This is a genomic window from Bacillus pumilus, assembly GCF_900186955.1.
In the GTDB taxonomy this organism is placed as follows: Bacteria; Bacillota; Bacilli; order Bacillales; family Bacillaceae; genus Bacillus; species Bacillus pumilus.
The window spans coordinates 502,655-528,515 of record NZ_LT906438.1; the positions used below are offsets into that span (position 1 = coordinate 502,655).

26 protein-coding genes and 1 riboswitch are annotated in these 25,861 nt (G+C 42.1%); of the genes, 19 read left to right on the forward strand and 7 right to left on the reverse strand.

The window, feature by feature from the left end:
* Positions 1 to 53: 53 nt before the first annotated feature.
* The 3 genes from CKW02_RS02440 to CKW02_RS02450 all read right to left on the reverse strand — a co-directional run bounded on the left by CKW02_RS02440 (position 54) and on the right by CKW02_RS02450 (position 2,455).
* On the reverse strand, positions 54 to 623 hold the full coding sequence (locus CKW02_RS02440) for a GNAT family N-acetyltransferase (protein WP_003213957.1): 570 nt from the start codon (positions 621 to 623) through the stop codon (positions 54 to 56).
* 70 nt (positions 624 to 693) lie between these two features.
* Positions 694 to 1,971: an Nramp family divalent metal transporter gene (locus CKW02_RS02445; protein WP_003214137.1), complete on the reverse strand. Its 1,278-nt coding sequence runs from the start codon at positions 1,969 to 1,971 to the stop codon at positions 694 to 696.
* Positions 1,972 to 2,194: 223 nt separating this feature from the next.
* On the reverse strand, positions 2,195 to 2,455 hold the full coding sequence (locus CKW02_RS02450; protein ID WP_003214275.1) for a GlsB/YeaQ/YmgE family stress response membrane protein: 261 nt from the start codon (positions 2,453 to 2,455) through the stop codon (positions 2,195 to 2,197).
* Positions 2,456 to 2,612: 157 nt separating this feature from the next.
* Between CKW02_RS02450 and CKW02_RS02455 the strand changes: the two genes are divergently transcribed.
* Positions 2,613 to 3,443: an EcsC family protein gene (locus CKW02_RS02455; RefSeq protein WP_003214224.1), complete on the forward strand. Its 831-nt coding sequence runs from the start codon at positions 2,613 to 2,615 to the stop codon at positions 3,441 to 3,443.
* Between the two features lie 25 nt (positions 3,444 to 3,468).
* On the opposite strand, the gene CKW02_RS02460 is transcribed toward CKW02_RS02455, so the two are convergent.
* Entirely contained in the window at positions 3,469 to 4,566 is a 1,098-nt protein-coding gene (locus tag CKW02_RS02460; RefSeq protein WP_095117744.1) for a DctP family TRAP transporter solute-binding subunit, read from the reverse strand.
* 68 nt (positions 4,567 to 4,634) lie between these two features.
* On the opposite strand from CKW02_RS02460, the gene CKW02_RS02465 reads away from it, so the two are divergent.
* The 8 genes from CKW02_RS02465 to CKW02_RS02500 all read left to right on the forward strand — a co-directional run bounded on the left by CKW02_RS02465 (position 4,635) and on the right by CKW02_RS02500 (position 13,328).
* Positions 4,635 to 6,254, forward strand: coding sequence for an ATP-binding protein (locus CKW02_RS02465; protein WP_003214425.1), 1,620 nt, complete (start codon positions 4,635 to 4,637; stop codon positions 6,252 to 6,254).
* Positions 6,251 to 6,934, forward strand: a complete 684-nt coding sequence (locus CKW02_RS02470; protein WP_003214207.1) for a response regulator — start codon at positions 6,251 to 6,253, stop codon at positions 6,932 to 6,934. Before CKW02_RS02465 ends, CKW02_RS02470 begins: the two co-directional genes overlap by 4 nt.
* A gap of 124 nt (positions 6,935 to 7,058) precedes the next feature.
* Positions 7,059 to 8,327, forward strand: coding sequence for a C4-dicarboxylate transporter DctP (dctP, locus tag CKW02_RS02475; RefSeq protein ID WP_003214472.1), 1,269 nt, complete (start codon positions 7,059 to 7,061; stop codon positions 8,325 to 8,327).
* A 210-nt stretch (positions 8,328 to 8,537) separates the two neighbouring features.
* The gene (locus CKW02_RS02480; protein WP_050945541.1) at positions 8,538 to 9,560 is read left to right on the forward strand and encodes an AI-2E family transporter; all 1,023 of its coding nucleotides are present in this window, start codon (positions 8,538 to 8,540) and stop codon (positions 9,558 to 9,560) included.
* Between the two features lie 63 nt (positions 9,561 to 9,623).
* A riboswitch (cyclic di-AMP (ydaO/yuaA leader) is annotated at positions 9,624 to 9,756 on the forward strand.
* 78 nt (positions 9,757 to 9,834) lie between these two features.
* Positions 9,835 to 11,076, forward strand: coding sequence for a dicarboxylate/amino acid:cation symporter (locus CKW02_RS02485; RefSeq protein WP_034620244.1), 1,242 nt, complete (start codon positions 9,835 to 9,837; stop codon positions 11,074 to 11,076).
* Positions 11,077 to 11,203: 127 nt separating this feature from the next.
* Positions 11,204 to 12,130, forward strand: a complete 927-nt coding sequence (locus CKW02_RS02490) for an ABC transporter ATP-binding protein (protein WP_003214395.1) — start codon at positions 11,204 to 11,206, stop codon at positions 12,128 to 12,130.
* Positions 12,108 to 12,875 carry an ABC transporter permease gene (locus tag CKW02_RS02495; RefSeq protein WP_003214257.1) on the forward strand — a complete coding sequence of 256 codons (768 nt, stop codon included), beginning with the start codon at positions 12,108 to 12,110 and terminating at the stop codon, positions 12,873 to 12,875. Before CKW02_RS02490 ends, CKW02_RS02495 begins: the two co-directional genes overlap by 23 nt.
* Positions 12,876 to 12,992: 117 nt before the next feature.
* The gene (locus CKW02_RS02500; RefSeq protein ID WP_003214381.1) at positions 12,993 to 13,328 is read left to right on the forward strand and encodes a hypothetical protein; all 336 of its coding nucleotides are present in this window, start codon (positions 12,993 to 12,995) and stop codon (positions 13,326 to 13,328) included.
* A gap of 99 nt (positions 13,329 to 13,427) precedes the next feature.
* On the opposite strand, the gene fbpB is transcribed toward CKW02_RS02500, so the two are convergent.
* Positions 13,428 to 13,577: a Fur-regulated basic protein FbpB gene (gene fbpB, locus CKW02_RS02505; RefSeq protein WP_003214266.1), complete on the reverse strand. Its 150-nt coding sequence runs from the start codon at positions 13,575 to 13,577 to the stop codon at positions 13,428 to 13,430.
* A 346-nt stretch (positions 13,578 to 13,923) separates the two neighbouring features.
* The gene (locus CKW02_RS02510; RefSeq protein WP_003214131.1) at positions 13,924 to 14,244 is read right to left on the reverse strand and encodes a thioredoxin family protein; all 321 of its coding nucleotides are present in this window, start codon (positions 14,242 to 14,244) and stop codon (positions 13,924 to 13,926) included.
* A gap of 183 nt (positions 14,245 to 14,427) precedes the next feature.
* Here CKW02_RS02510 and CKW02_RS02515 point away from each other — a divergent pair, with 183 nt between their 5' ends.
* From CKW02_RS02515 to CKW02_RS02550, 7 genes are all read left to right on the forward strand, one after another.
* Entirely contained in the window at positions 14,428 to 15,510 is a 1,083-nt protein-coding gene (locus tag CKW02_RS02515; protein ID WP_003214019.1) for a D-alanine--D-alanine ligase, read from the forward strand.
* A gap of 81 nt (positions 15,511 to 15,591) precedes the next feature.
* Positions 15,592 to 16,956: a UDP-N-acetylmuramoyl-tripeptide--D-alanyl-D-alanine ligase gene (locus CKW02_RS02520; protein ID WP_003214274.1), complete on the forward strand. Its 1,365-nt coding sequence runs from the start codon at positions 15,592 to 15,594 to the stop codon at positions 16,954 to 16,956.
* A gap of 27 nt (positions 16,957 to 16,983) precedes the next feature.
* Positions 16,984 to 17,676, forward strand: a complete 693-nt coding sequence (locus tag CKW02_RS02525; protein ID WP_003214409.1) for an alpha/beta hydrolase — start codon at positions 16,984 to 16,986, stop codon at positions 17,674 to 17,676.
* Positions 17,677 to 17,803: 127 nt separating this feature from the next.
* On the forward strand, positions 17,804 to 18,142 hold the full coding sequence (locus CKW02_RS02530; RefSeq protein ID WP_003213982.1) for an avidin-fold protein: 339 nt from the start codon (positions 17,804 to 17,806) through the stop codon (positions 18,140 to 18,142).
* A gap of 165 nt (positions 18,143 to 18,307) precedes the next feature.
* Complete coding sequence (gene cshA, locus CKW02_RS02535) at positions 18,308 to 19,798, forward strand: degradosome RNA helicase CshA (RefSeq protein WP_003214093.1); 1,491 nt, start codon at positions 18,308 to 18,310, stop codon at positions 19,796 to 19,798.
* Between the two features lie 311 nt (positions 19,799 to 20,109).
* On the forward strand, positions 20,110 to 20,589 hold the full coding sequence (locus tag CKW02_RS02545; protein ID WP_003214135.1) for a PH domain-containing protein: 480 nt from the start codon (positions 20,110 to 20,112) through the stop codon (positions 20,587 to 20,589).
* Entirely contained in the window at positions 20,579 to 22,075 is a 1,497-nt protein-coding gene (locus CKW02_RS02550) for a PH domain-containing protein (RefSeq protein WP_034620218.1), read from the forward strand. The genes CKW02_RS02545 and CKW02_RS02550 overlap by 11 nt, the downstream gene beginning before the upstream one ends.
* A 56-nt stretch (positions 22,076 to 22,131) precedes the next feature.
* On the opposite strand, the gene CKW02_RS02555 is transcribed toward CKW02_RS02550, so the two are convergent.
* Complete coding sequence (locus CKW02_RS02555; protein WP_003214209.1) at positions 22,132 to 22,737, reverse strand: rhomboid family intramembrane serine protease; 606 nt, start codon at positions 22,735 to 22,737, stop codon at positions 22,132 to 22,134.
* A gap of 94 nt (positions 22,738 to 22,831) precedes the next feature.
* On the opposite strand from CKW02_RS02555, the gene acpS reads away from it, so the two are divergent.
* The 3 genes from acpS (at position 22,832) to alr (ending at position 25,691) form a co-directional block, all read left to right on the forward strand.
* Positions 22,832 to 23,197 (forward strand): holo-ACP synthase, encoded by a 366-nt coding sequence (gene acpS, locus CKW02_RS02560; RefSeq protein ID WP_003214420.1) that lies wholly within the window; start codon positions 22,832 to 22,834, stop codon positions 23,195 to 23,197.
* A gap of 160 nt (positions 23,198 to 23,357) precedes the next feature.
* On the forward strand, positions 23,358 to 24,374 hold the full coding sequence (locus CKW02_RS02565; RefSeq protein WP_095117747.1) for a LolA family protein: 1,017 nt from the start codon (positions 23,358 to 23,360) through the stop codon (positions 24,372 to 24,374).
* A gap of 135 nt (positions 24,375 to 24,509) precedes the next feature.
* Positions 24,510 to 25,691 (forward strand): alanine racemase, encoded by a 1,182-nt coding sequence (gene alr / locus CKW02_RS02570; protein ID WP_003214072.1) that lies wholly within the window; start codon positions 24,510 to 24,512, stop codon positions 25,689 to 25,691.
* Positions 25,692 to 25,861: the final 170 nt, after the last annotated feature.

A 25,861-nucleotide genomic window follows, 5' to 3' on the forward strand; every position in this document is an offset into this window, starting at 1 on the left:
CAACGGATACTACAAAGCTTCACTTTGTAAAATAATTCATGCAATCGACACAATTAAGTGGGCTGATTCATCGAATGCGTTTTTTGTTTTATATATTCAGGCTGTAAAAGGGCGTACACACAATGATCGGTAAAGCGATTGCCCAGCCATTCACATTGTCTTAAAATTCCCTCAAGCGAAAAGGATAATCGCTCTGGGATGCGTCTGCTTTTCTGGTTATCGACAGCAGCCCTAATCTCAATACGATGCAGCCCGCACTCTTCAAATAAATAGCGAATGACTGCTTGGCATGCTTTTGTCATGATGCCTTTTCCTTGATGGCCTTCTCCGAGCCAATAGCCGACTGAAACGGTTCTATTGATCCAATGAATTTGATGGGTGCCAATGATGCCGACAAGTTCTCCATGTGACCAAATGCCCGCTTGAAAACCGTTGTTCTGCATCGCTTGCTGCATCGCACCTTGGATAAACGCCATACTGTCTTCCTCTGTCTGTGTTGAATCCACCCAAAGCATCCATTCACGTAAATGCTCTCTCGACCGCTGGATGAGCAAATACAGACTTCTTGCGTCTCTTGGCTCAAGCAGCCGCATGGATATCTCTTGATCCTGATAAACAAACATGTACCCACATCCTCTCAGGGGAATTCTACCATAACCAAATGGAAAGAAAAAGACAGCTCAACACTGTCTTTTACATAAACGTATCTACAATTAAGAAGAGATTAAGTGCTACAACAAGAGCTGCTATCACCCAAGATATTCCTGTCACCCAGCGGGCATTCGTTAATTCACCCATAATTCGTTTTTTACTTGTAAATAAAATGAGCGGAATTAAAGCAAAAGCAATCCCAAACGATAAGACGACCTGACTCATCACAAGCGCAGAGGTCGGATTCACTCCAGATGCAATAATCGCAATCGGAGGAATGATGGTAATCAGCCGGCGAACATACAGCGGGATCCGGTATTGAATAAAGCCCTGCATAATGATATCGCCTGACAATGTACCGACAGAAGAGCTGGATAGTCCGGCTACAAGCAGACCTACACCAAATAAGATGGCTGATACAGGCCCTGCGAGTGTACCAAAATGCTGAAACGCAACATCCAAATCTTCAACAAAGAGACCATTTTTATAAAATAAAGCGGCTGCCACAATCAACATGCTGGCATTGATGGCCCCGGCGACGATCATCGCAATGAGGATATCTAAAAACTCAAAGCGAAAAATCTGCTTTTTCTCCTTTTCCGTTCTGCCGACGACTCTTCTTTGGGTTAAAGCTGAATGTAAGTAGATTGCGTGAGGCATCACAGTGGCACCTAAAATTCCAGCTGCAAGCAGCACGCTGTCTGCGCCATCAAATTTTGGAATGAACAGTCCACCAGCGACACTTGCGATATCTGGTTTGGCGACAAAGGTTTGTACAGCGAAAGCGATCACGACAACGAACAACATGCCTGTGATACCTGCTTCTAATGCTCGATATCCTCGTCTTTGCAGCTCCAATATCGCAAATGAACCGATAGCCGCGATAATGGATGCTTCAAGCAGCGGGATTCGAAAGAGCAAGTATAAACCAAGTGCCGCCCCGATAAACTCAGCTAAATCCGTGGCAATAATGACGAGCTCTCCCTGAATCCATAAACCGATCGAAACGGGCTTTGGAAACTCTTCACGTGCGATTTCAGGTAAGTTTTTGCCTGTCGCAATTCCAAGCTTTGCGGATAAAGACTGGATGAGCAAAGCCATGAGATTTGATATGAGAATGACCCATAAAAGGAGATATCCATATTTGGAGCCAGCCGCAATGTTGGTGGCGAAATTTCCTGGATCAATATAAGCAATGGCTGCGATAAAAGCAGGACCGAGAAAAGGAAGGAGTCTTCTAAATCCCTTGACTTTTCCTTCAAGTGCACGCTCAGCTGCCTCTGACATGTGTGCCTGTGCCTCGATGTATTTGTTTGTCATATGTCATCACCTAGATTCTACAAAGTTTTGCTTGGGCACAAAATGTTTCCTTGATGCAATTTTTAATCATCATATGCCCATCTTCATGAAAAGTCAACTATCTGAACTAATAGGTTTGTTTATCATATGTAAGTGAAAAAAATAGATACCTTGTCAATCCAACACATAAAAAACACCGCCTTTATAGACGGTGTCCCTACTGCTTCCTCTGTTATTTGTTTTTTTAAGATACCCTTGATCCCACACTACGGAAGATCAGGCTTAAGATGATGACAAAGATCGCTGCACCTAAGATTGCTGGAATGATCGCAAAGCCTGCCAAACTAGGACCCCACGTTCCAAGTAATCCATGACCAATCCAAGCACCTGCAAGTCCTGCAATCATTGAACCGATCCATCCTCCTGGTACACTACCTCCAGCGAGTGCACTGCCAATAAGGCCGATGACAATCGCCACAACTAATGAAATCAGAAATCCTAACATGTTGATCACTCCTCTTTTTGTTTGTGTATTAAGCAATAACCGTTTTGAAAAAGTTTCAAACCTTTCGAAACCGATTCAATGTTCTATACGTATGATGGAAAAGGATTGTGTATAATAACAAACAAATACTTCAGCAGCATCTAAGGAGGAAAAAGGCATGGAGGAAAGAGAGTGGCTAAAAGCACAATTAAAGCAGATTGAACAGTGGGAGAAAGATCAGCAAAAGGTATGGTTTTGGGAGAAACTCAGCCGCCTGCCATTTCAAATGCTGGACAAGCTGACGCCTGCCTTTATCCAGAAAAAAATCGGTGTGCTGCTAGATGAAATGGGGCATTACATTCAATCAGGCGGTGCCTATTTGACATCAGAAAAAGGCATCATCCATCAATTTCAAAAGAAATGTGCCGACGAATCGATTCAGCGTATAGAAGATATAGAAAAAGCTCCAATTGAAATCATGGATGCCATTAGTGAACATATGGGGAAAAATAGGACGAATCTCGCCACGGTACAAGGGGCGACAACGGGTGTCGGTGGTATGTTTACACTGGCTGCAGATATTCCTGCGGTACTTGGTCTCTCCCTTAAAACATTACAGGATATTGCCGTCACCTATGGCTATGATCCTAAAAACAAGGAAGAGCGGGTCTTCATCATAAAATGCTTACAGTTGACCTCTGCTGATGTGGTTGGGAAGAAATCGATATTAAAAGAACTCAGGAGCTATCATGCTTCCGAAGGGAAACACGAAAACATGTTCTCACAAATCCAAGGATGGCGTGAGGTAGTCTATAATTACCGAGATTCATTTGGCTGGAAGAAACTGTTTCAGCTTGTTCCAGTAGCAGGGATTTTATTTGGCGCAGTTTCCAACCGCTCACAACTAAAAAGTATTGCCGAAACAGGCATGATGCAATACCGAAAGCGAAGAATTGTCTCAAGATTAGAAGAGCTCACGCAGCAAGGACAGAGTGAATCTGGTGCATAAAAAATCCCTTTCTCAAAGGGATTTTTTATTTGGTCTGATCCTCTTCTTGAAAAGCATGGATCGGAGAATGTTCATAACGCGCACGCAGCTCACGAATCTGTTTGATTAGGGTAGAACCAATAGTTTTTTCGGCTTCCTCATACAAAGGATCGAGGGCTTTCATCCATTTTTGTCTTTCTGCTGGCGTCAATTCATGAATGGCAATCTGCGATTCCCGTTTAATGTCCTCCAGCTGATCTTTGTTCATCTGTTCTGCATGTTTTTCATTCCAAGCTGTTGTTTCTTCCATCGCTTCAAGTAAAATTCGTTTCGTTTCAGGTGTCTGGCGATCAAAGAAGGATTGATCTGTTAAGACCACATAGCCTAAATACCCGTGATTACTGATCGTCATATAGTCTTGTATATGATAGAATTTTTTTGAATAAATATTTGAAATGGTATTTTCTTCACCATCTACTTTTTTTGTTTCTAATAGCTGAAACGTCGAATTAAACGATTCCTGATAGGGCTTTGCGCCAAGAAGTTTGAATTGTTTTTCAATCATGTCGCTTTGCATAATGCGGAGAGATTGGTTTTTTAAATCACTAGGCTGTTTGATTGGACCTTTATTAGAGGTGATTTGCTTAAAGTCATTTGTCCAATACGCCATTCCCTTTAGCCCGTCTTTTTGCAGGGTGCCAAACAATCTTTGTCCAATTGCACCGTGCAAGCCTTCCTGAACCGCATCATAATTAGAAAAAGCAAAAGGAAGGTCAAGTGCCAGCCACTCAGAGGATAGCATGCCGAGCTTCGAGGTAGATGGTGCGATAAATTGAACTTGATTCTCTTTGAGTGCATTAATTTCTTCTATATCAGAATAAAGACTTCCGTTGGAGAAAATTTGAATGGTGATCTTCCCATCGGATTTTTCGTGCACAAGCTCAGCAAATTTCTTTGCGGCAAGTCCTTTTGGTGTATTATCTGCCACGACATGGCTAAATTTGAACACAAGCTGATCCTTCAGCCCTGTCTGTTCATCGTCAAAGGTCGTCGCTGCTTTTGGCATCATATGATAGAAACCAAAGTATAAAGCGGTTACAAAACCGATCAAGAGCAATAGTGTATAGGCGAGTAAATTCTTCATGCGTCCGATCCCCCTTATGTCAAGCATACTTGACCGAGGAAGAATTCGTAAAGATACAGGTGAAAAAAATGATGAGAAATCGATTGAAATTACAACAATTATCTATTAGATGGAAGCTCACCATCCTCACATATTTCGTTGTCATTTTCGCCCTTTTAATCGGAGGAATTGTCCTTGTTGGGGGAATCCAGCAAACAGAGGAACGAGAGCTTCGAAAAAGGCTCATGAACACAGCGAGAACAGTTGCGGAGATGAATGAGGTAAAGCAGGCGTTAGCTGATCAAACAAAGAAACGTGACCGATTACAGCATGCCATCGAAGAGATTCGGATTATTCAAGACGCTGACTACATTGTCGTCATGGATATGGAGCATGTGAGATTAACGCATCCAGTGAAAGCAAGGATTGGCCAGCGTTCGGAGGGGACAGATGAAGAGCCTGCTTTTGCCGAGCATATTTATTTCTCAGAAGCAGAGGGAGAGCTTGGGACCGCCATCAGAGCCTTTTATCCAGTGAAGGATGATCAATTTAATCAAACAGGGGTCGTCCTTGTAGGGAGAACGCTGCCAAGTATGATCGATATATTAGGAGAAATGAAGAGGGATATCCTCATGATCCTTTTGCTGACGCTCAGCTTTGGGCTTGTAGGTTCATTTTTACTCGCTCGTCATATTAAACAGCAAATGTTTAAGCTGGAGCCGCATGAGATTGTCAGAATGCTAGAGGAGCGCACCGCAACCTTTCACTCTATTAATGAAGGGGTCATCGCCATTGATAATCAGCACATGATCACCATTTTTAATGAAAAGGCGAAGCAAATCTTTGGCGTGACAGGGGATGTCGTAGGCCGGAATATTTGGGATGTGCTGTCTGACACAAGACTTCCAGAGATCATTGATCGTGCTGAGCCTGTCTATAATGAAGAAATTCATATGAGCGGAAAGCGGATTATGAGCAGCCGGATTCCGATTGTCATGAAAAAGAAAATTATTGGAGCGGTCGCCATTTTTCAGGACCGGACAGAAGCGGCAAAATTAGCAGAGGAGTTAACTGGAGTCAAAAACTTTGTTGATGGTCTACGGGTGCAAAATCATGAGCATATGAATAAGCTTCATACGATTGCCGGGCTGATTCAGCTTGGTAAAGCCGATCAGGCACTCGATCTAGCCTTTCAAACGACGGAAGAACAGGAACATGTGCTGGACTTTCTTCACCGTGTCATACAGCATGATGCCGTTGCGGGATTATTGATGAGCAAAATCAGAAGGGGCAAGGAGCTAGGCATAAAGGTCGAAGTAGACGAACATAGCTGTCTGTGTGATTTCCCTGAGCGTCTAGATCAACATGATATGACGAAGCTGCTTGGCAACCTGATCGAGAACGCCTTTGCTTCGTATGATACTGTAGAAAGAGACACAAAATGCATTTCGATTAGTATTGATCAAACCGAGGATGTCCTCGCGATTTTAATTGAAGACAATGGCTCCGGGATTGAAGAGGAAATGATTCCTTATATTTTCGATAAAGGCTTCACACACGGCAAAGAAGGCGGAACAGGCTATGGCCTGTATATTGTAAAAACGATTATCGACAAAGGGGTGGGAAATGTAGAAGTCACATCAAGCATCGGCATTGGTACCACCTTCTCAATCGAATTCCCAATGATCATAGAGGAGAGAGACAGATGACTCAGATTAAGGTGCTATTAATTGAAGATGATCCGATGGTGCAAGAAGTGAATAAGGAGTTCATTAAGAGTGTTCCTGGCTTTCAAGTGGCGGCAATCGCAGGTAATGGGGAGCAGGGCATCCAGCTCATCAAAGAAATTCGTCCAGACCTTGTTGTCCTCGATGTATATATGCCAAAAAAAGATGGCGTAAAGACGCTTCAAGACATTAGAAAGCAAAAGATACAGGTGGACGTGATCGTTATTTCTGCGGCAAAGGACAAAGAGACGATTGGCACCATGCTTCAAAATGGTGCACGAGATTATATCATCAAGCCATTTAAGTTCGAACGTATGAAAGAATCACTTGAAAGCTATAAAGCGTTTAAATCTAAAATTCGCACAGCAGCAGAATTTTCTCAGGAGATGCTGGATGATATCATACGAAAGCCTGCTGTTAAGCAGGAAGATACTTGGCTCCCTAAGGGGCTGAATGTGCATACGATGAATGAAATTAAAGCCTATATGGGCATGCAGGAAGGTCCGCAGTCTGCAGAGGAAGTTGCCAATGCACTCGGCATTGCACGTGTCACGGCACGCCGGTATTTAGACTTCTTAGTGAAAGAAGGCGAGCTGAAATTAGATATGCAATATGGCGGGGTAGGCCGGCCTGTCAATAAATATATCGTACATTCTGACTAAGAGACCAAAAAGACCAAAATGTACGATATGTTCATAAGCTTCACAGCCTTTGATGAAATCGCTATCATTTAGCTACAGATAACAGTTAAGCGTTTACATCAAAGGGTGAGGGAGTTGATTTTTTATGAAGAGGCTTTTGAAGAACCTGACATTTCAGGTGATTGCAGCTGTCATTATCGGGATCATTGTCGGGATGGTTTGGCCAAACGTCGGAAAAGAAATGAAGCCGCTTGGTGACACCTTTATCAATGCCGTTAAAATGGTCATCGCACCAATTATTTTCTTAACCATTGTTCTTGGTATTGCCAAGATGGGGGATATGAAAAAGGTTGGAAAAGTTGGGGGAAAAGCATTTATTTATTTTGAAGTCGTCACGACGCTTGCTTTGGTCATCGGTCTTTTTGTCGTCAATATCATGAAGCCAGGTGCAGGTCTGGACTATAGCAAGCTTGAAAAAGGGGATGTTTCACAGTATACCCAAAACGGGGGACAGGGTATCGACTGGATGGAATTTGTCACACACATTGTGCCATCTAACATGGTAGATGCTTTTGCAAAGGGTGATATTTTACAGGTCTTATTCTTCTCTATTTTATTCGGTGTTGCGCTTGCTGCACTTGGCGAGAAGGGGAAAGGAATCATTGAGTGGCTTGATAAGCTGTCACTTGTTTTCTTTAAAATCATTGGATATATCATGCGTGCTGCGCCGCTTGGTGCATTTGGGGCAATGGCCTATACAATCGGTCACTTTGGTTTGGCATCGATTAAACCGCTCGCAAGTCTGATGCTCTCCGTTTATTTGACTATGTTCCTGTTCATCTTCGTTGTGCTGAATATCATTTGTAAAATGTATGGCTTCAGCCTGTTTGGTTACCTGCGATTTATCAAGGATGAAATTTTAATTGTTCTTGGCACAAGCTCATCAGAATCCGTGCTGCCAAGAATGATGGATAAAATGGAACGCTACGGGTGCTCTAAGTCTGTTGTGGGTCTTGTCATCCCAACAGGGTATTCCTTTAACTTAGATGGAACCTCGATCTACTTATCGATGGCTGTGGTCTTCTTAGCGCAAGTGTTTGGTGTAGACTTGTCTATCGGCCAGCAAATTACCATTATCCTTGTTCTAATGCTCACATCAAAGGGAGCGGCTGGGGTGACAGGAAGCGGATTTATCGTGCTGGCTTCTACACTCGCTGCACTACAGGTCATTCCGCTAGAGGGGCTTGCACTTCTGCTTGGTGTAGATCGATTCATGAGCGAAGGAAGAGCCATCACAAACCTCATTGGAAATGGAATCGCGACAATTGTTGTGGCGAAAAGTGAAGGTGAATTTGACGAAGCGAAGAGCAAAACAGCCCTTCAAGAAATGCGCAATATAAAGCAAGCTGTATAGTATAAAAACAACCCAAAACCGAAACCTTATGTCTACATGGGGTTCGGTTTTTTCTTGTGTAAAAAAAGAAAAAACATGAAAGCTTGATAAATTTAGTGCGAATCGTAAGACCTCATTGACCTTTTGTTATATAATTTACAGAAAGATCCGATATAATGTATATCAGATCCAATGAAAAATAGACTTTAGTCCTGGCAGGTGTATAACGAAATGGCAGCATTTTTAAAATTGTTCGAAAAACCCGGTGTTAAGCGGTTTTCTGTATTTGTAGTATTAGCCACAGCCTTATATTTATTAAGAGGAATGATGAATTTAATTCTCTTGACCTTCATATTCACCTTTTTGATGAATCGGTTAGAAGAGGTCATTAGAGGCTTTTTAAGTCGCTTCCTTAAAATAGGGCAGAAATCGGTTATTACCATTTTGTATATTCTTTTGGCTGGTGGATTGACGGTTGGCGGATTCGTGTTTGTGCCAATCATCGCCAAACAGGTGGAGCAGCTATTTCATTTAGGAAAGAAAATTGCAGATCATCCACAAGATTTACCCTTCATTGATGTCATCACGAACGTATTCGGAGATTTTAAAATATCAGCTTACTTTGAGAAAGGGTTTAATTTCCTCTATACATACTTAACTGATTTCAGTACGTTCAGTATCCAGGTCATTATGTCCTTAATATTAAGCATGTTCTTCCTGTTCGAAAAGGAACGCCTCATTCAATTCATGAACAAGTTCAAAACGAGTAAAATCTCTGTGTTCTATAACGAAATCGCCTTCTTTGGACGTAAATTTTCCAGAACGTTCGGAAAGGTACTCGAAGCACAGTTTATTATTGCAACTGTTAACTGTGTTTTAACAACCATTGCGCTAGGTATTATGGGATTCCCGCAATTATTTGGATTAGCGGTCATGGTCTTTTTGCTAGGCTTAATCCCTGTGGCAGGTGTGGTTATCTCACTTATTCCACTCAGCATCATTGCGTATACGCTTGGAGGCGGCATGTATGTCCTGTATATCGTGCTTGTGATCGTCATCATCCATGCCATTGAAGCCTATTTCCTAAACCCGAAGCTCATGTCAGCAAAAACAGAACTCCCTATCTTCTTCACATTTGTTGTGCTGATCTTCTCTGAACACTACATCGGCATTTGGGGACTGATTATTGGTATCCCGATCTTTGTGTTCATTTTAGATATTTTGGAGGTCACGAATAAGGAAGAAAGTAATTAAAAAGTTCATATGAACCTGTTTACAATTTTCCGAAAATAAGGTATAAATAGTATGAAAATATCATATTACCACACGCTTAATCCTTCTAAAGGAATGGGGGACCCATGTTTTTGGGGTGAATTTTTCTCTGTGAGAAAAAAGGACATCTCTTCGTCCTAACCCGTCAGCTAACCTCATCGGCGTGAAGAGAGTAAACAGTGGTACGTGTATGGAAACAAAGACCCACGAGAAAACTCTCTTGTGGGTCTTTTTTGATGAGGAAGGGGAGATTTTATTGAAGCTAGCGACGAAAATTATTATTGCCTTGTTTGTAGGTGCAATCACAGGACTATTGCTTAACATTTTTGCTCCAAATGTATTCAAAGTGTTAGACCCTTATCTATTTACGCCTCTAGGTCAAATCTTCTTAAACCTGATTAAAATGTTAGTGGTGCCGATCGTATTCTTTTCCATCACACTAGGTGTAGCAGGTCTAGGTGATCCGAAAAAGCTTGGCAGAATCGGCGTAAAAACCATTACTTATTTCCTGCTTACTACTACTTTTGCCATCATCATTGGCATTTCATTAGCCTTATTAATCAAGCCGGGAGCATTCGGTCATTTTGATACGAAAGCAGCTGATTATTCCGCAGAGGAAGCCCCATCAATGGCAGAAACACTACTCAACATCATCCCAACCAATCCAGTCCAATCTTTAGTTGAAGGAAACATGCTTCAAATCATCGTCTTTTGTGTATTTTTAGGTCTTGGCATTGCCATGCTTGGGAAGAAGACGGAAGGTTTGCTAAAGCTGTTTGAACAAGGAAATGAATTAATGATGTACCTTGTCGGCATAGTGATGAAGTTCGCACCGTACGGAACATTCGGTTTGATCGCAACTGCCATTGGCAGTCAGGGATTTGATGCGATGAAAGCGATGGGCCTTTATTTCTCGGTCGTGTTAGTTGCGCTCGTGCTGCATTTCTTCCTAACTTATGGGTCAACTGTCGCCATTTTAGCGAAGCGAAATCCGATGGCATTTTTCAAAGGATTTTCTCCAGCAATGGTTGTCGCATTTAGTACGTCAAGTAGTAACGCAGTCCTCCCAGTCTCGATGGAAACAGCCCAGAAACGTTTGAAGGTGCCGGAGCCGATTTCAAGCTTTGTACAGCCGCTTGGTGCAACCATTAATATGGATGGCACAGCGATTATGCAAGGGGTCGCGACTATTTTTATCGCGCAAGTGTATGGAGTTGAACTGACGCTTGTCCAAATGCTGACGGTTGTCTTAACGGCTGTCTTAGCAAGTATCGGTACAGCGGGTGTGCCAGGAGTTGGGCTCATTATGCTCGCTATGGTACTGAACTCTGTGAATCTGCCGGTTGAAGGCATTGCGCTCATCCTTGGCATAGACCGCTTATTAGATATGGCAAGAACCGTTGTCAATATTACAGGTGACGCCGCATGTGCGGTGATTGTGACAGAAACGGAGAAAAAACACGAGACAGACGCAGCATCACCGAACCTATCCATGTAATGTAAAAGAAGGGCTGACTCGATCAGCCCTTTTTTTCATGGAGTCCCTTGTCTTGCGTGATATACTTTTAACAGAATGAGCGGTCTTATTTGCCGCTTTAGGTTTTACATCAGAAGGAGGAACCACGTTGGAATCTGCTGTTCTAAAAGTAGAGAAAGTCGATAAACGAATTGGCCGGAAAATGATCTTACAAGATATATCTATAGAAATAGGGAAAGGGGAAATCGTCGGCTTACTAGGACCAAATGGGTCTGGAAAAACAACCTTGATTCGTTTGATCGTTGGCTTGATGAAAAAAAACAATGGCCGAATCATGATCAATGGATATTCACAGGATGAGGATTTCCTACAAGCGATGTCATCTGTTGGTGCAATCATAGAAAATCCCGAATTTTATTCTTATTTAACAGGCTTCGAAAACCTTGAACTGTATGCGGCGATGCACGATGGAGTGACAGAGGAACGAATGCAGGAAGTGGTGAAAAGAGTTCGTCTGGAGCACGCCATTCATCAGAAGGTGAAGACATATTCACTGGGGATGAAACAAAGGCTTGGGATTGCACAAGCCATATTACATCAGCCGAACCTGCTCATTTTAGACGAACCGACAAATGGACTTGATCCTGCAGGTATGAAGGAATTCAGGGAGCACTTGCAAACGCTAGTAAGAGAAGAAGGAACATCCGTATTATTCGCCACACATTTATTGCATGAGGTTGAAGAGCTATGTGACCGCATGATCATCATTCAAAAAGGACAGATCAAAGCCAGTGCCATGCTTCGAGACATAGAGGGGAAAGAACAGATGCTCATGAATATTCAGCCAGTGGAAAAGGCGGCTGCGTGGCTTGATACACATGCCTATACATATGAACGAAACGGAGCGCATGTATTACTTCAATTGAACAAAGACCAAGTGCCTGAGCTGAACAAACAGCTTGTTCTGGCTGGGTTTGCTGTACTTGAAATGACGCCTCAAAAGCCATCAATTGAAGAGGCATTTATGAAATGGACGGAAGGCGGGACGGCAGATGCTTCAACTCATCAAGAATGAGCATAAGAAAATTACGAGGAAAAAGATCACGTTCATTGCACTTGGATTGATTGTTGTGTTTCAATTGGCGATGGCTCTAGCGTTGAAACGAGTCATCTCCAGCTTTGGTGGACAAGACACTGTCGCCAACTATTTTGCTTATTCCACAAACGTCGTGTTTATTTTACAGGTGCTCGCGGTTGTCATTGGCGCGACCTTGATCTCAACAGAATTTCAAAAAAGAACGATCAAGTTTTTATTGATACGGCCCAAAACAAGGCTGCAAATTTTCCTGTCAAAATACATCACTCTTGTGCTTATGGTCATTTATTTGTTTGTTTTTTATTATGTCATTGCTTTCCTATTTGGCTTTATTTTCTTTGGTACTGCATTTGACGAAAGTACGGGACGATTATTTCAGCATACATTTGCTGTGATCGGATCTCAGTGGGTGGAAGTGTTGATGATGGCAAGCTTCGCTTTTATGTGTTCCAGCTTGTTTAGGAACAGCCTCGTTGCGCTTGTGACCTCGTTTTTTGTTTTATATGCAGCTAAATCACTTGTGCCTATTATGTCTCTTTTAGAAAATCAGTGGGGGAAAATCCTGCTTTTTGCTAATACAGACTTTACTCAGTACAGCTTTCAAGGACCACCGCCCTTCCAAGGCATGAGCCCTTTGTTTTCTCTATTTATGGTAGGGGCGCATTTTGTTTTCTTTGTTGGCACGGCTTGGGTTCTTTTTTGGAAGCGTGATGTAAATGTGTAAAAATTGTGTCAAATAACAAGAAAAATTCGTGACATCTTTGTGAAAACGAGTCTGCATTTCACGATAACCGGCTGATTTTGTCTTATAATAAGAGGGAGTCTTGGAGGTGGCACTATCGTGAAAAATTTCATTACGGCTTTACCCATTTTGTTGCTGCTGTCGTTTTCGTTTGTGTCTTTTGCCTTCCAGTTTGATCATCTTATTTATTTCAGACTAGCGCTGGGGATCTTTTCGTTAGCGGGTCTTTTCTTTCTGTATACACTTAAAAGAAACATGAAATGGTTCATGGTTTATTTATATGCGAGCTGGATCATACTTGCAGCTGTCACAACATTTGAGGAGCCTGTCTTTTCTCAGTTCTTCTTCGGTGGTTTAACAATGACTATGGGTTATCTCACATATATGCTCATTTATTTAGGAATGAAGCAGGACCGCGTAGCGAAATCACATTAAAACAAAAGCCGATAAAATCACAGCATAGATTTTATCGGCTTTTTTTGTTGAAAAAGGCAAAAGAGAGGAGCAGCCAGCTTTGACTGCTCCCCTTTATGTTTATGATTCACGTCCAGCAGCTGCAAGCTGCTTCTGATGCTTTTTGTCGATGGTTTCGTATATACTTTCCATCATTTTAGGATCGCGCATGATGGCTTTCTTGTTTTCTTCAATCAATTGCTGATACGTTTTGATTTTCTTCTTAGACATGTGACTCATCGCTCCTTTATAAGAATAGACGTCTATAGGATTCCACATAGATGAAATTGATAATCATTTTCAATTAGCACCTCTATTATACAAAGCACAATGCCGGAAGTAAAGATTATATTCAGAAAATTCACGTAATCGACAAATTCGAAGCCTAGTCGACGCTCATTCTTTCCCAGGAAATAATTTCTGTCATTTCTTGTCGTAAGAGAAGCATCTATATAAAACATTCTTTCGCTCATTGAAACGTTTTGACTGAACAATTCGTCTTATGAAGAGATTTGATGTAAGAGGTGGAGAAAAAAAGACACCAGCAAGTGTTTGCTGATGTCCTTCGTTTCACGATTTAAGAAACGTGCCCTTGAAGAAACTCTGTCACTTCTTCAGGAGATTTTGCGTTTGCACTGTGTAAATGACCTGTTTTTTCGCCATTTTTGAAAATTAACAGGCTTGGAATACCCATGACCTGATACGCTTCTGCTAATTCAGGGAAATCATCTTTGTTTATTTCAAACCATTCATGGTGAGCATACGCCTCTAAGATGTCTGGAATGAACATGTCCATTCTTGTACAGTCAGGACACCATGTTGCAAAGAATTTAACGATGACTTCTTTGTCAGATTGAATGATTTCATTGAATTGTTCAGTACTTGTGATTTTTTTCAATTTGTCACAACTCCTTTTCAATGTCATTTTAATATAAAATAAAAGCGAATGACATACAAATGCTCGGGAGGCGCTTACAACTTTACAAATCATTTCAATTCCGTAACAACAAAAATTAATTAGAGCATTTTTGCTTGAAAGTGATAAGATAGTAAAGATGAATTTTAGTGGGGGGAGTATCCATTGAAAATAAGTTTAGGATTGATTTACGGCGGAAAGTCAGCCGAACATAATGTATCACTGCAAACAGCCCTTGCAGTTACAAAAGCACTTAACACTGAGAAGTTCGATATACATCCAATTTATATTACAGAAGAGGGCGAATGGCTAAGAGGAGAAAAACTCACTGAACCAGTATCAAACGTCAGAATGCTTCAATTTGAACAGAGCGCAAAGACGTTTTTACCAACTTCTTTAAATGAGAGCATGTTTCCACAGCCTGCATCCGCTGATGAGAAGATTGATGTTGTCTTCCCATTATTACACGGGCCAAATGGTGAAGATGGAACGATGCAAGGATTACTTGAACTGCTAAATATCCCGTATGTCGGCAACGGCGTTCTTGCTTCTGCCGCGGGTATGGATAAAGTCATGATGAAAGATGTTTTTGCTCAAGCAGGACTTGCACAAGCAAAGCACCTTTCCTTCAATAAAAAAGACTATGAGAAAGCCACAGCAGACAGCTTAGAACAGGTAGAACAAGTACTTGGCTATCCATGCTTTGTGAAACCTGCCAACATGGGATCAAGTGTTGGAATAAGCAAATGCCGCAGCAAAGAAGAGCTGCAAACCGCATTCGACTTGGCTTTCCAATATGATCGTCGTGTGGTCGTAGAAGAAGGCGTCGTAGGAAGAGAACTCGAGATAGGTGTATTAGGAAATGACGAGCCGAAGTGCTCTGTCGTTGGTGAAATTGCACCTAAAACAGATTTTTATGACTACAAAGCAAAATATGAAGATGGCGATACAGATTTGATCATTCCTGCGAGTGTGTCAGAAGATGAATACAAGACGATTCATGATATGGCGATTAAGGCATTTAAATCCCTAGATGGTTCTGGTCTTGTACGTGCAGACTTCTTCCTCACAGAAAAAGGCGAAGTGTTGATCAATGAAGTGAATACAATGCCTGGATTCACACCATTCAGTATGTTCCCGCTTCTTTGGAAGCACACTGGTGTAGAGTATCCAGAGCTAATTGAAAAGCTAGTGTCACTTGCAATTGAACGCCATCAAGAAAAACAAACCATTAAAACGACTTTTTAATGTGAGCAACAAGCAGACACTATCCTTAGGTAGTGTCTCTTTTCCTTCAAACGTGAAATGAGAAAGAGAGGCGAAAAAATTATGATCAAACGTACAGTGAATCAAATCGCCCAAATGGCTGGTGGGACACTATCTAATCAAGCTTTTGGCGAAGAGCAAATTTACGGAGTGACGACAGATACACGAAAAGTATCAAAAGGTGCATTGTTTATCCCCTTAATTGGAGAACATTTTAACGGTCACACATTTGCTTCTAAAGCAGTGGAGCTTGGAGCCGCAGCCGTTCTTTGGAATCAAAAAGAAGCCAATCCACCGTTCGGTGTACCTGTCATTCTTGTCGACGATACACTGGCAGCACTGCAGCAATTGGCAAAATCATATTTAAAAGAAGAAAACCCTCGTGTTGTCGGTATTACAGGAAGTAACGGGAAAACGACAACGAAAGATATGATTCATTCCGTCTTACAAACAACGTATCAAGTTCATAAAACAGACGGTAACTTTAATAATCATATTGGTCTTCCGCTCACTATTCTTGCGATGCCAGAAGGTACAGAGATAGCTGTCTTGGAGATGGGCATGAGTGCAAAAGGCGAGATCGAGTTCTTGTCAAACCTAGCTGAGCCTGAAACAGCAGTCATCACCAATATCGGAGAATCTCATATGCAAGATTTAGGATCAAGAGAAGCCATTGCTGATGCAAAATGTGAGATCACAAAAGGGCTAAAAAAGGATGGTACCTTTTATTATTTAGGAGATGAACCTTTGATCCGCGACAGAGCGACTGCACTTTCGCAGCAAGTGAAAACCTTTGGAGAAGCAGAGGACTGTGATATCAAGGTAACGCATATCAACCAGCTTGCAGAAGGAACTGAATTTCAGGTCGAAGGGTATGCCCAGGGGTTTCTCATTCCTGTATTAGGGAAACATAATGTAAAGAATGCCCTTGCTGCCATTGCCATAGGCCAGCATTTCGGACTGAATGAAAGACAAATCGCCCAAGGACTCATGCAAACAAAGTTGACAGGGATGCGTCTTGAACTGTTTAAAACGGAAAAAGGAATCACTGTTATCAATGATGCATATAATGCAAGCCCTACTTCCATGAAAGCTGCCATTGATCTTGTAGGAGATATGGACGGCTTTGCAAATAGGATTCTTGTACTTGGAGACATGCTTGAGATGGGCAGCGAGGAAGAAACGTATCATTATGAACTAGGCCGCTACATCAAGCCTGAATTCATTGATCATGTGATGACGTATGGCCGCCTAGGTGCATTCATCGCTGAAGGAGCAAAGAAATCATTCGGTGATGCGCGCGTGTTCTCATTTATGGACAAAGAGGAACTGAAGAAAAAACTTGCTGATGTAGCAGGTCCTGACGATGTTGTTCTCGTCAAAGCCTCACGCGGCATGAGATTAGAAGAAGTCATTACTGCGCTATAAAAAGTGAGCGGCAAAGAAGGTGACAGAATGATTGGCTGTCTATGTATACATGGATTCACTGGCGCCCCCTATGAAGTGGAACCGCTAGCGCAATATTTAAAGCAGAAGACAGATTGGAACGTTCAGTCTGTCACGCTTCCGGGACATGGAGATGAACTTCAGCTAAAAGGTATTCTCTATCAAGAATGGATTGCGACAGCTGAATTAGAACTTCTTTCTCTTTACCGAACATGTGATACCATTTTTTTGATCGGGTTTTCCATGGGAGGAATGATTGCTTCTTATCTTGCAGCGAAGTATCCAGTTGCTCGTCTCGTCCTTTTAAGTGCTGCGGCGAAATATGTGAATCCAAAACAAATGATTCAAGACACAAGGCAGTTGGTGAAAGAATCATTGTCTGGGCTGATTGATACGAACCCTTTGTATGATAGATACCGTCATAAGCTAACGAGCACACCGCTGTCAGCCGCTGTTGAATTTATGAAGCTGGTGAAGCAAACGAAGAGCTCCCTTGAGAAACTACACCTCCCTGTGTTAATTGTTCAAGGGGAAAGCGATGGGATTGTGCCAGCTTCAAGTGCACAATTTATTGATCATAAAATCCCGTCTCGTCAGAAAGAAGTGTTTTATTTACCTGACTGTAAACATCATGTTTGTCACGAGCCGTGTGCACAGCAATTGTTTGAAAAAGTAGAGCAATTTCTAAAAAAAACAATTTAATCTATAGAAAAGCGAAAATGTGGCTAAACTAATATAAATTGAATCCCACTTGTTAAAAATTGCATCATTTTTGTCGAATGAGTGACAAGCCTATGGTACAATAGGAAAGAAAAGGTGGCTGATTCGGTTGTTTCAATACGACGGAAAAACCTTTGTCCCGCAGTCTAATTCGAGTAACGGAGAAGTATCGGCAGGCACCATATTTCAATATCGTCAGGACGGGAATATATTAACGGGCACATATCAAGGCGGCAGTATTGTATCTGGTGTACTTGTAGGAACTGTAAATGAGGATGGAACACTTCATTTTAGGTACCACCATGTCAGCAAAGACGGCAGCATGAGAAGCGGGTCTTGCAATTCTACACCTAAGCAGTTGGATAACGGAAAAATTCAACTGTTCGAAAAGTGGAAATGGATGGATGGCGATCAAAGTGATGGTGAATCTGTCATTGTGGAACAGTAGATATATCCATTTCTGTCTTGTTGAAAAACAAATAGTGTAATGGTAAGATATAAGGTAGGGTAATTCGGGCTTTGTATATAATGGACCTGTCCTTTCGGGTAAGGGCAGTTTTTAATGATCATTCACGAGATTACTGAAACAGCAATTAGAAGGAGTTTGAATAATTTGACTATAACGTTTCAAGATTTTCAATTAAGCGAAAGTCTCATGAAAGCTATTAACCGCATGGGATTTGAAGAAGCAACACCGATTCAAGCGGAAACAATTCCTCTCGGTCTTCAGAATAAAGATGTCATTGGACAAGCACAAACAGGAACAGGAAAAACTGCAGCGTTTGGTATTCCTCTTGTAGAAAAAATTGACCCAGCGTCTCCAAATATCCAAGCGATTATCATTGCGCCAACAAGAGAATTAGCGATTCAAGTATCTGAAGAGCTATACAAAATTGGACAAGACAAGCGTGCGCGTGTACTTCCGATTTACGGTGGACAAGATATCGGTCGCCAAATCCGTTCGCTCAAGAAAAATCCTCATATCATCGTAGGGACTCCAGGACGTTTACTCGATCACATTAACCGTCGTACAATGCGTCTTCAAAATGTTGAAACTGTTGTGCTTGATGAAGCAGACGAAATGCTAAACATGGGTTTCATCGAAGACATTGAATCGATCCTTTCAAATGTACCAAGTGAACACCAAACACTTTTATTCTCTGCGACAATGCCTGCACCAATTAAGCGCATTGCAGAACGTTTCATGACAAACCCAGAACACGTAAAAGTAAAAGCGAAAGAAATGACTGTCTCTAACATCCAACAGTTCTACTTGGATATCCATGAGCGTAAGAAGTTTGATACATTGACTCGTCTTCTTGACATTCAATCACCTGAGCTTTCAATTGTCTTCGGCCGTACGAAACGCCGCGTTGACGAATTGACTGAAGCACTTAACCTTAGAGGTTATACAGCTGAAGGAATTCATGGTGACTTGACTCAAGCGAAACGTATGGTTGCGCTTCGTAAATTCAAAGAAGGTTCAATCGATGTGCTTGTAGCAACAGACGTTGCAGCACGTGGACTTGATATCTCAGGCGTAACACACGTGTATAACTTTGACGTACCACAAGATCCAGAAAGCTACGTACACCGTATTGGACGTACTGGACGTGCTGGACGTACAGGTATGGCGGTGACATTTATCACACCGCGTGAAAAAGATATGCTTCGTGCGATCGAGCAAACAACTAAACGTAAAATGGATCGTATGAAAGAACCAACACTAGATGAGGCAATCGAAGGACAACAACAAGTAACCATTGATCGTCTGCGCACAATCATCAGTGAAAACAACTTAAACTTCTACATGACAGCTGCTGCTGAATTGCTAGAAGATCATGATTCTGTCACAGTGGTTGCGGCTGCCATCAAAATGATGACAAAAGAGCCAGATGCAACGCCTGTTCGTTTGACAGATGAAGCACCAATGGTTTCAAAACGCAATCGTAACAACCGCAGCTCTTCTAAACGTAGAGACGGTGGCGGCGGAGGCGGCTATCGCGGAAAAAGTCGTTCATCTTACGGTGATAAAAAGCGTTCTTCAAATGACCGCAATCGTTCTTCTAGCGATCGCCGTCAAAAGAAATCTTATAATAGCTAATTCAAAAGCGAATCCTTTGCAGGATTCGCTTCAGTGTGTAGACAAACCCTCGCATTCGTTGTCAGGTCTGCGCGCTGGTGCTCACGAATGTTCAATTCGCTCCGCGCCAGTGCTCGCCCTTCCTAGACTTCAAAGGTTTTCTATCACGCTGAAAAGAAGACAAAGTGCTAAAATCAACATCATTTTAGCACTTTGTCAACAATCTAAAGCGAATCCTTTGCAGGATTCGCTTTTTTTAACAGGTTTACTGAAACTTTTTAGGCTTTCTTTCGTAATATATTGATAGAAAAGTAAGAGAATGGGGGAAGAATGTGAGAAAACAGCCGCAACGTCAAATTAGTTTAAATGGTTTAAAGGTATGGCGTCTTCAAAATGGAATTATCTCATTGATTTTCTTACTCATCATCATTGGGGTATTTGTTGCTAGTTATTATCTTCAATGGCCATATTGGATTGGCGCCATCCTCGCCGGTTTATGGGTCTTGCAGGTTATTTTTGGCATCTGGCTTATACCGAAAATACGTCATCGCATCTGGCGCTACGAAGTATTCGAAAATGAAATTGAAATTCAGCATGGACTCATTCGCGTTACACGTGTGATTGTACCGATGGTGCGTGTCCAGCATGTCGATACATCACAAGGGCCGCTCTTAAGGCGCTACCGTTTGGCATCTGTTCAAATATCGACTGCTGCCACAGTTCATGATATACCTGCGCTAGAATTAGAAGAAGCAGATGAGCTTCGTGATTACATATCTCGTTTAGCAAGGGTGACGGAAGATGATGTCTGAACCAAAACGTGTACATCCAATCTCGATGTTCATTGATTTTATATCAGATGCCGTATCCATGATTAAAAACTTCATTATCCCTTTTTTCGTGCTTATTTTTGTGAACTCGAATTCGAGCATTCGTTTTTATGCATTTATCTTTCTTGGTGTGCTTCTTTTATGGAAAGCTGTTTCAACCGTTTTAGCATGGAGACGATTTACCTACCGGATGGAAGAGGATGAATTTCGCGTGGAATCGGGCGTCATCACAAAAAAGAAAAAATATATTTCGTTAGAGCGAATTCAAACGGTGAATACAAGTGAAGGTATCTTCCAACGGATTTTTGGTTTGGTGCGGGTCCAAATCGAAACAGCTGGCGGAACAGACGGTCCGGAAGTGAGTCTGACGGCGATTACAAAAGCAGAAGCGGAACAATTAAAGCAATCGATTTTCAACCGGAAGAAAAGCTTGCAGCAAGAAGAAGTGGATGAAAATGGGGATGTCCCGCATGATCCTCTGACAGCGCAGCAACCTGTAGAAAAAGAAATCAATGTTTCCTACCGAATGGGTGTACCAGAGCTGCTTTTGGCTGCGACCACTTCCAGCGGGATCGGAGTCATTATTTCTGGGTGCCTCGCCATTTACACACAAATAGATGAAATTCTTCCTTTGGACGGTTTCCTCAAGCGGTTTTCTTTTTTAAGTCATGCGAGTGTTGAGATTTATGCGATTCTCATATTTATTGCCGTATTGATTGCTTGGATTCTTAGTGTTGGGGTAACAGCCCTTCAATATGCGAATTTTACCGCAAAACGAAAAGGGAAAGACATCATCATCACAAGAGGGCTCATTGAGAGGCATCAAATGACCATTCCGCTTGCGAGAATTCAAGCAGTGAAAATCAAAGAAAATATTCTTCGTGAACCCTTTGGCTTTGCGACGGTGATGCTTGTGAGTGCAGGAGGTTCTATTACAGAAAAAGAAACCTCTTCCGTCTTATTTCCACTGATTCGGAAGAAAAAAATCAACGAACTGCTCTCTCAATTCACAGATGATTATCATTTGGCGCCAGAAGCTGAACTGAAAAAGGTGCCAAAGCGTTCACTCAAGCGCTACCTGATCTCTTTCGGCTTTGTGCCATTACTTGTCGGCGTAATCCTATCTGTCCGTTTCCCGCCATGGGGGTATTTGGCACTCATTCCGCTGCCTATTGCTTTGTTTTTTGGTTATTTAGCTTATAAACAATCAGGCTATACGATCAAAGATCCATTGATTCAACTGACATCAAGAGGCATTGGCAAAACCACTGGCATTGTCTTGAGAAAACGAATGCAAAACTATACGATGACGCAATCTTTCTTCCAAAAGAAAGGCCGAGTGGCGAGTATTCACACCTTTGTGAAATCCTCTGCGCTGCTTGATTCCTTTGGTGTGCATCACCTTGAGGAAGAAGATGCAGCACGTGTAATGGATTGGTATTCGTATGAAAAAAATAAATCTTCTTAAACAAAAAATGTCGATCCGCTTCCTGTTAATAGGAGTGATCGACATTTTTTATGAGGTTAGTAGCGTCTTTTTTTTGAATGGAAAAATAGCGTAAGAGGTGCTAGGAGCATGCCGCCGATTAATCCAAATAAGTGAGCCATGATATTGATGTTCGAGTTGACGAACGTCATGATGACAGAGACGGCAAGAATCGTTAAGATCACCTGAGAATTGCCGCGGTCCATCATATGCGGTTTAAATAGAACAAGGTATAAATAAACGCCAAACAAACCGAAGATCGCACCAGACGCGCCGACATGTACATACTCTAAAGGCTCCACCCAATAGGTTCCGAGATTGCCAATGAACCCTGCACCAAGATAGATAATGAGAAATCGAACCTTCCCAAGCAAATGCTCAAGCGCTGGAGCGAATAAGAACAAAGACATAGAATTGAACAAAATATGGGTCAGACTTCCGTGAAGGAAAATAGGTGTGACGAGCCGCCACCATTCTCCAGTAGCTACACCATAATTGAAACCGACGAGATGGTCGTGACCAAGCTGTATAAGAGGGATAGGAAGCGCAAATAGAAGCCATAGACCAAATTGCAAAGCAAGGATCGTTGTGACGATTGGATACGATCTAATAAATTGTTGAAAGCTCTCCGTTCGAATAAACATAACAAACCCCTTTTGACTAGATAATGGTAAGTTTATAGTAACACGTTTATGAAGAGAACATCCAAATTAGTACGAGTCTCATAGGAGGTACCTCATGATCAAAGGAATAGGTATTGATATAGTAGAGATCAACCGGCTCGCGCGCGTGCTTAGTAGACAGCCTCGTTTACCAGAACGGATTTTAACGTTAAGTGAACAAGACATCTTTCACACACTCAGTGAAAAGAGGCAGCTGGAATTTTTGGCAGGACGTTTTGCAGCAAAGGAAGCTTTCGCTAAAGCATACGGAACGGGAATCAGCCGGCATTTAAGCTTTCATGATATGGAGATCCAGAAAGACGAACTTGGAAAACCTTTCATCAAAAGCGAAAAGACGAAGGGTGACCAGGTTCACGTGTCCATCACTCACACGAAAGAATATGCTGCTGCACAAGTTTTAATTGAAAGGTTGTCAAGCTAGTCTGCATATTGTTTGTCCCCCCTTCATATATTGGGTAGTGCGATAAGGAAGGGCGAGTTGCTAACAGGCTTTGATGGTTCGCGGTACGCAGTTAACTCTTGAGGCGTACTGTTAAAGTCAAACAAGCGGTTTCTTCCTTTTAACACAATTAACGAAGGGGTTGAAAAGGGTGAGAAAAAGCTTTGTTTTGCTTGTAACGGGAATCCTTTTTGTACTGATTCTCTCCGCATGCGGTCAAAAATCTCAGCAGGATATCGTTGGAGATTTAAACAAAAAGGCAGGGGAAATGACATCATACAAAGCCAAAGCAAAAATGACCATTGAGACAGGAAATGACCCGCAGGAGTATCAAGTAGAAATTTGGTACAAGAAGCCGGAACTTTACCGTGTCTATTTAGAAAATCCGAAAAAGGATCAGAGTCAAGTCATTTTAAGAAATGGCAATGGTGTGTTTGTGCTGACACCTTCATTGAACAAGAGCTTCCGTTTCCACAGTGATTGGCCAAATAATAGCAGTCAGGTCTACTTATTTGAGTCACTCGTGAAGGACATTAAAAATGACAGTGCCGCTCAGTTCAAAGCGAAAGATTCAAAGTATGTGTTTGAAACCAAAACCAATTATCAGCACAACCAAATGCTGCCTACCCAAGAGATTACCTTTCATAAAAAAACAATGGCGCCTGCCAGTGTGAAAGTACTGGATAGCGACAAAAAGCCAATGGTGAAAGTGGAATTCTCTCACTTTGAATTCAATAAATCCTTTGACAAAGATGCATTTGATGAGAAGAAAAACATGACACTCTCTCAAATGGATGTTGCCACAAGTGCAGACCCATCTGACAGCTTTACGGTGAAAACACCAGTTGACATGCCAGAGGGTGTGAAGAAGATGGAAGAGAAAGAAATGATGACAGATGCAGGTAAGCGTTATGTCATGACGTATGGCGGAAAGAAATCCTTCACACTCATTCAGGAAAAAGCGAGAGTCGCTGAAGCATCTACGCCTGTGACAATGAACGGTGAGCCAGTCGACCTTGGCATGACAGTTGGGGTTCTCACAGATCAATCCCTTTCATGGACATCTGACGGAGTGGACTACTTGATTTCTTCAAGTGATCTATCGAAGGAAGAGCTCTTGATGGTTGCAAAGAGTGTAGAAGGCCAGTCAGCTAAATAAATACCTCAGGCGAGAGCCTTAGAAATGAAACATCAGCCCTATGCATGGGCTGATTTTCTTTGATTTGTTTCACATTATTCTTGATTTTTAGTATCATATGAGGGGATTGAATCATTCAATAGGGAAGTGTGACGGATGGACACAAATGCCTTTTATAGAGACACATGGGCAGAAATTAATTTATCAGCAATCAAGCATAATGTTTCACATATGAAAGATCATATCGGTCAAAGTGTTCAACTGATGGCTGTGGTGAAAGCCAATGCATATGGACATGGAGATATAGAAGTGGCGAGAGCTGCTCTCAAAGCAGGAGCAGACGTATTAGCCGTCGCCTTTTTAGATGAGGCGGTTTCTTTAAGAAATAAAGGCATCAAAGCACCAATACTTGTACTCGGCGCAGTACCGCCGGAATATGTCAAAGTCGCCGTTCGTTACAATGTCATCATGACCGCTTACTCCATCGATTGGCTGAGAGACGTCACCAAAATGGTGAAAGGGCAGATGGGACAACCGATACGTTTTCATTTGAAAATAGACAGCGGAATGAACCGATTAGGTGTGAAAACGATAGAGCAAGTGAACGAAGTGAAAAAGCTTGTCAGCGAGCACTCTTATTTACAACTGGAAGGCGTATTTACTCACTTTGCGACAGCAGATGAAAAGGATGAGGCTTACTTTGATCGGCAGGTCGACACCTTTCAAACACTGCTTGAGCCGCTTCATACGGACAAGCTGCTCGTTCATTGCGCCAACAGTGCTGCAGGTTTAAGGTTTAAAGACGTTTTGTTTAATATGGTTCGCTTCGGCATCAGTATGTACGGGCTGTCACCGTCTGAAGAAATCAAAGATGAATTGCCTTTCAAGCTCGAAGAAGCCATGTCTCTTCATACAAAGCTTGCCCATGTAAAGCATATTCAAGAGGGTGAGAGTGTCAGCTATGGGGCGACGTATACAGCCAATCAAGATACGTGGATCGGCACGGTTCCAGTCGGCTATGCAGATGGGTGGATCAGGAAGCTGGCAGCAACGGAAGTGCTTGTTGGCGGAAAACGCCGGAAGATCGCAGGAAGGGTTTGTATGGATCAATTCATGATTGAACTGAAAGACAAGCTTCCAGTAGGCGAGCCGGTCGTTTTGATTGGTAAGCAAGGAGAAGACATGGTATCAGTCGATGAAATCGCCAAAAGGCTTGAAACCATTAACTATGAAGTCACTTGCTCGATTGGCCACCGCGTCCCAAGAGTATATTTAGAGGACGGCGAAAGAGTGCATGTGCGGAATCCGCTCCTTCAAGGCGGGCCAAATTTTTTATAAACAACATTCAAAAGAACGATAGTCAAACTGACTTCGTTCTTTTTTATTCGACAAAAGTAGGGTAAACATTCTCCCTTTTTTAGAGATTTTGGAAATACCGTATGATTTTCGGAAAAAAGCGTATAATGGGAAAGAGGAACTCCATTATCATCTTGATTTACGGGTGGCGA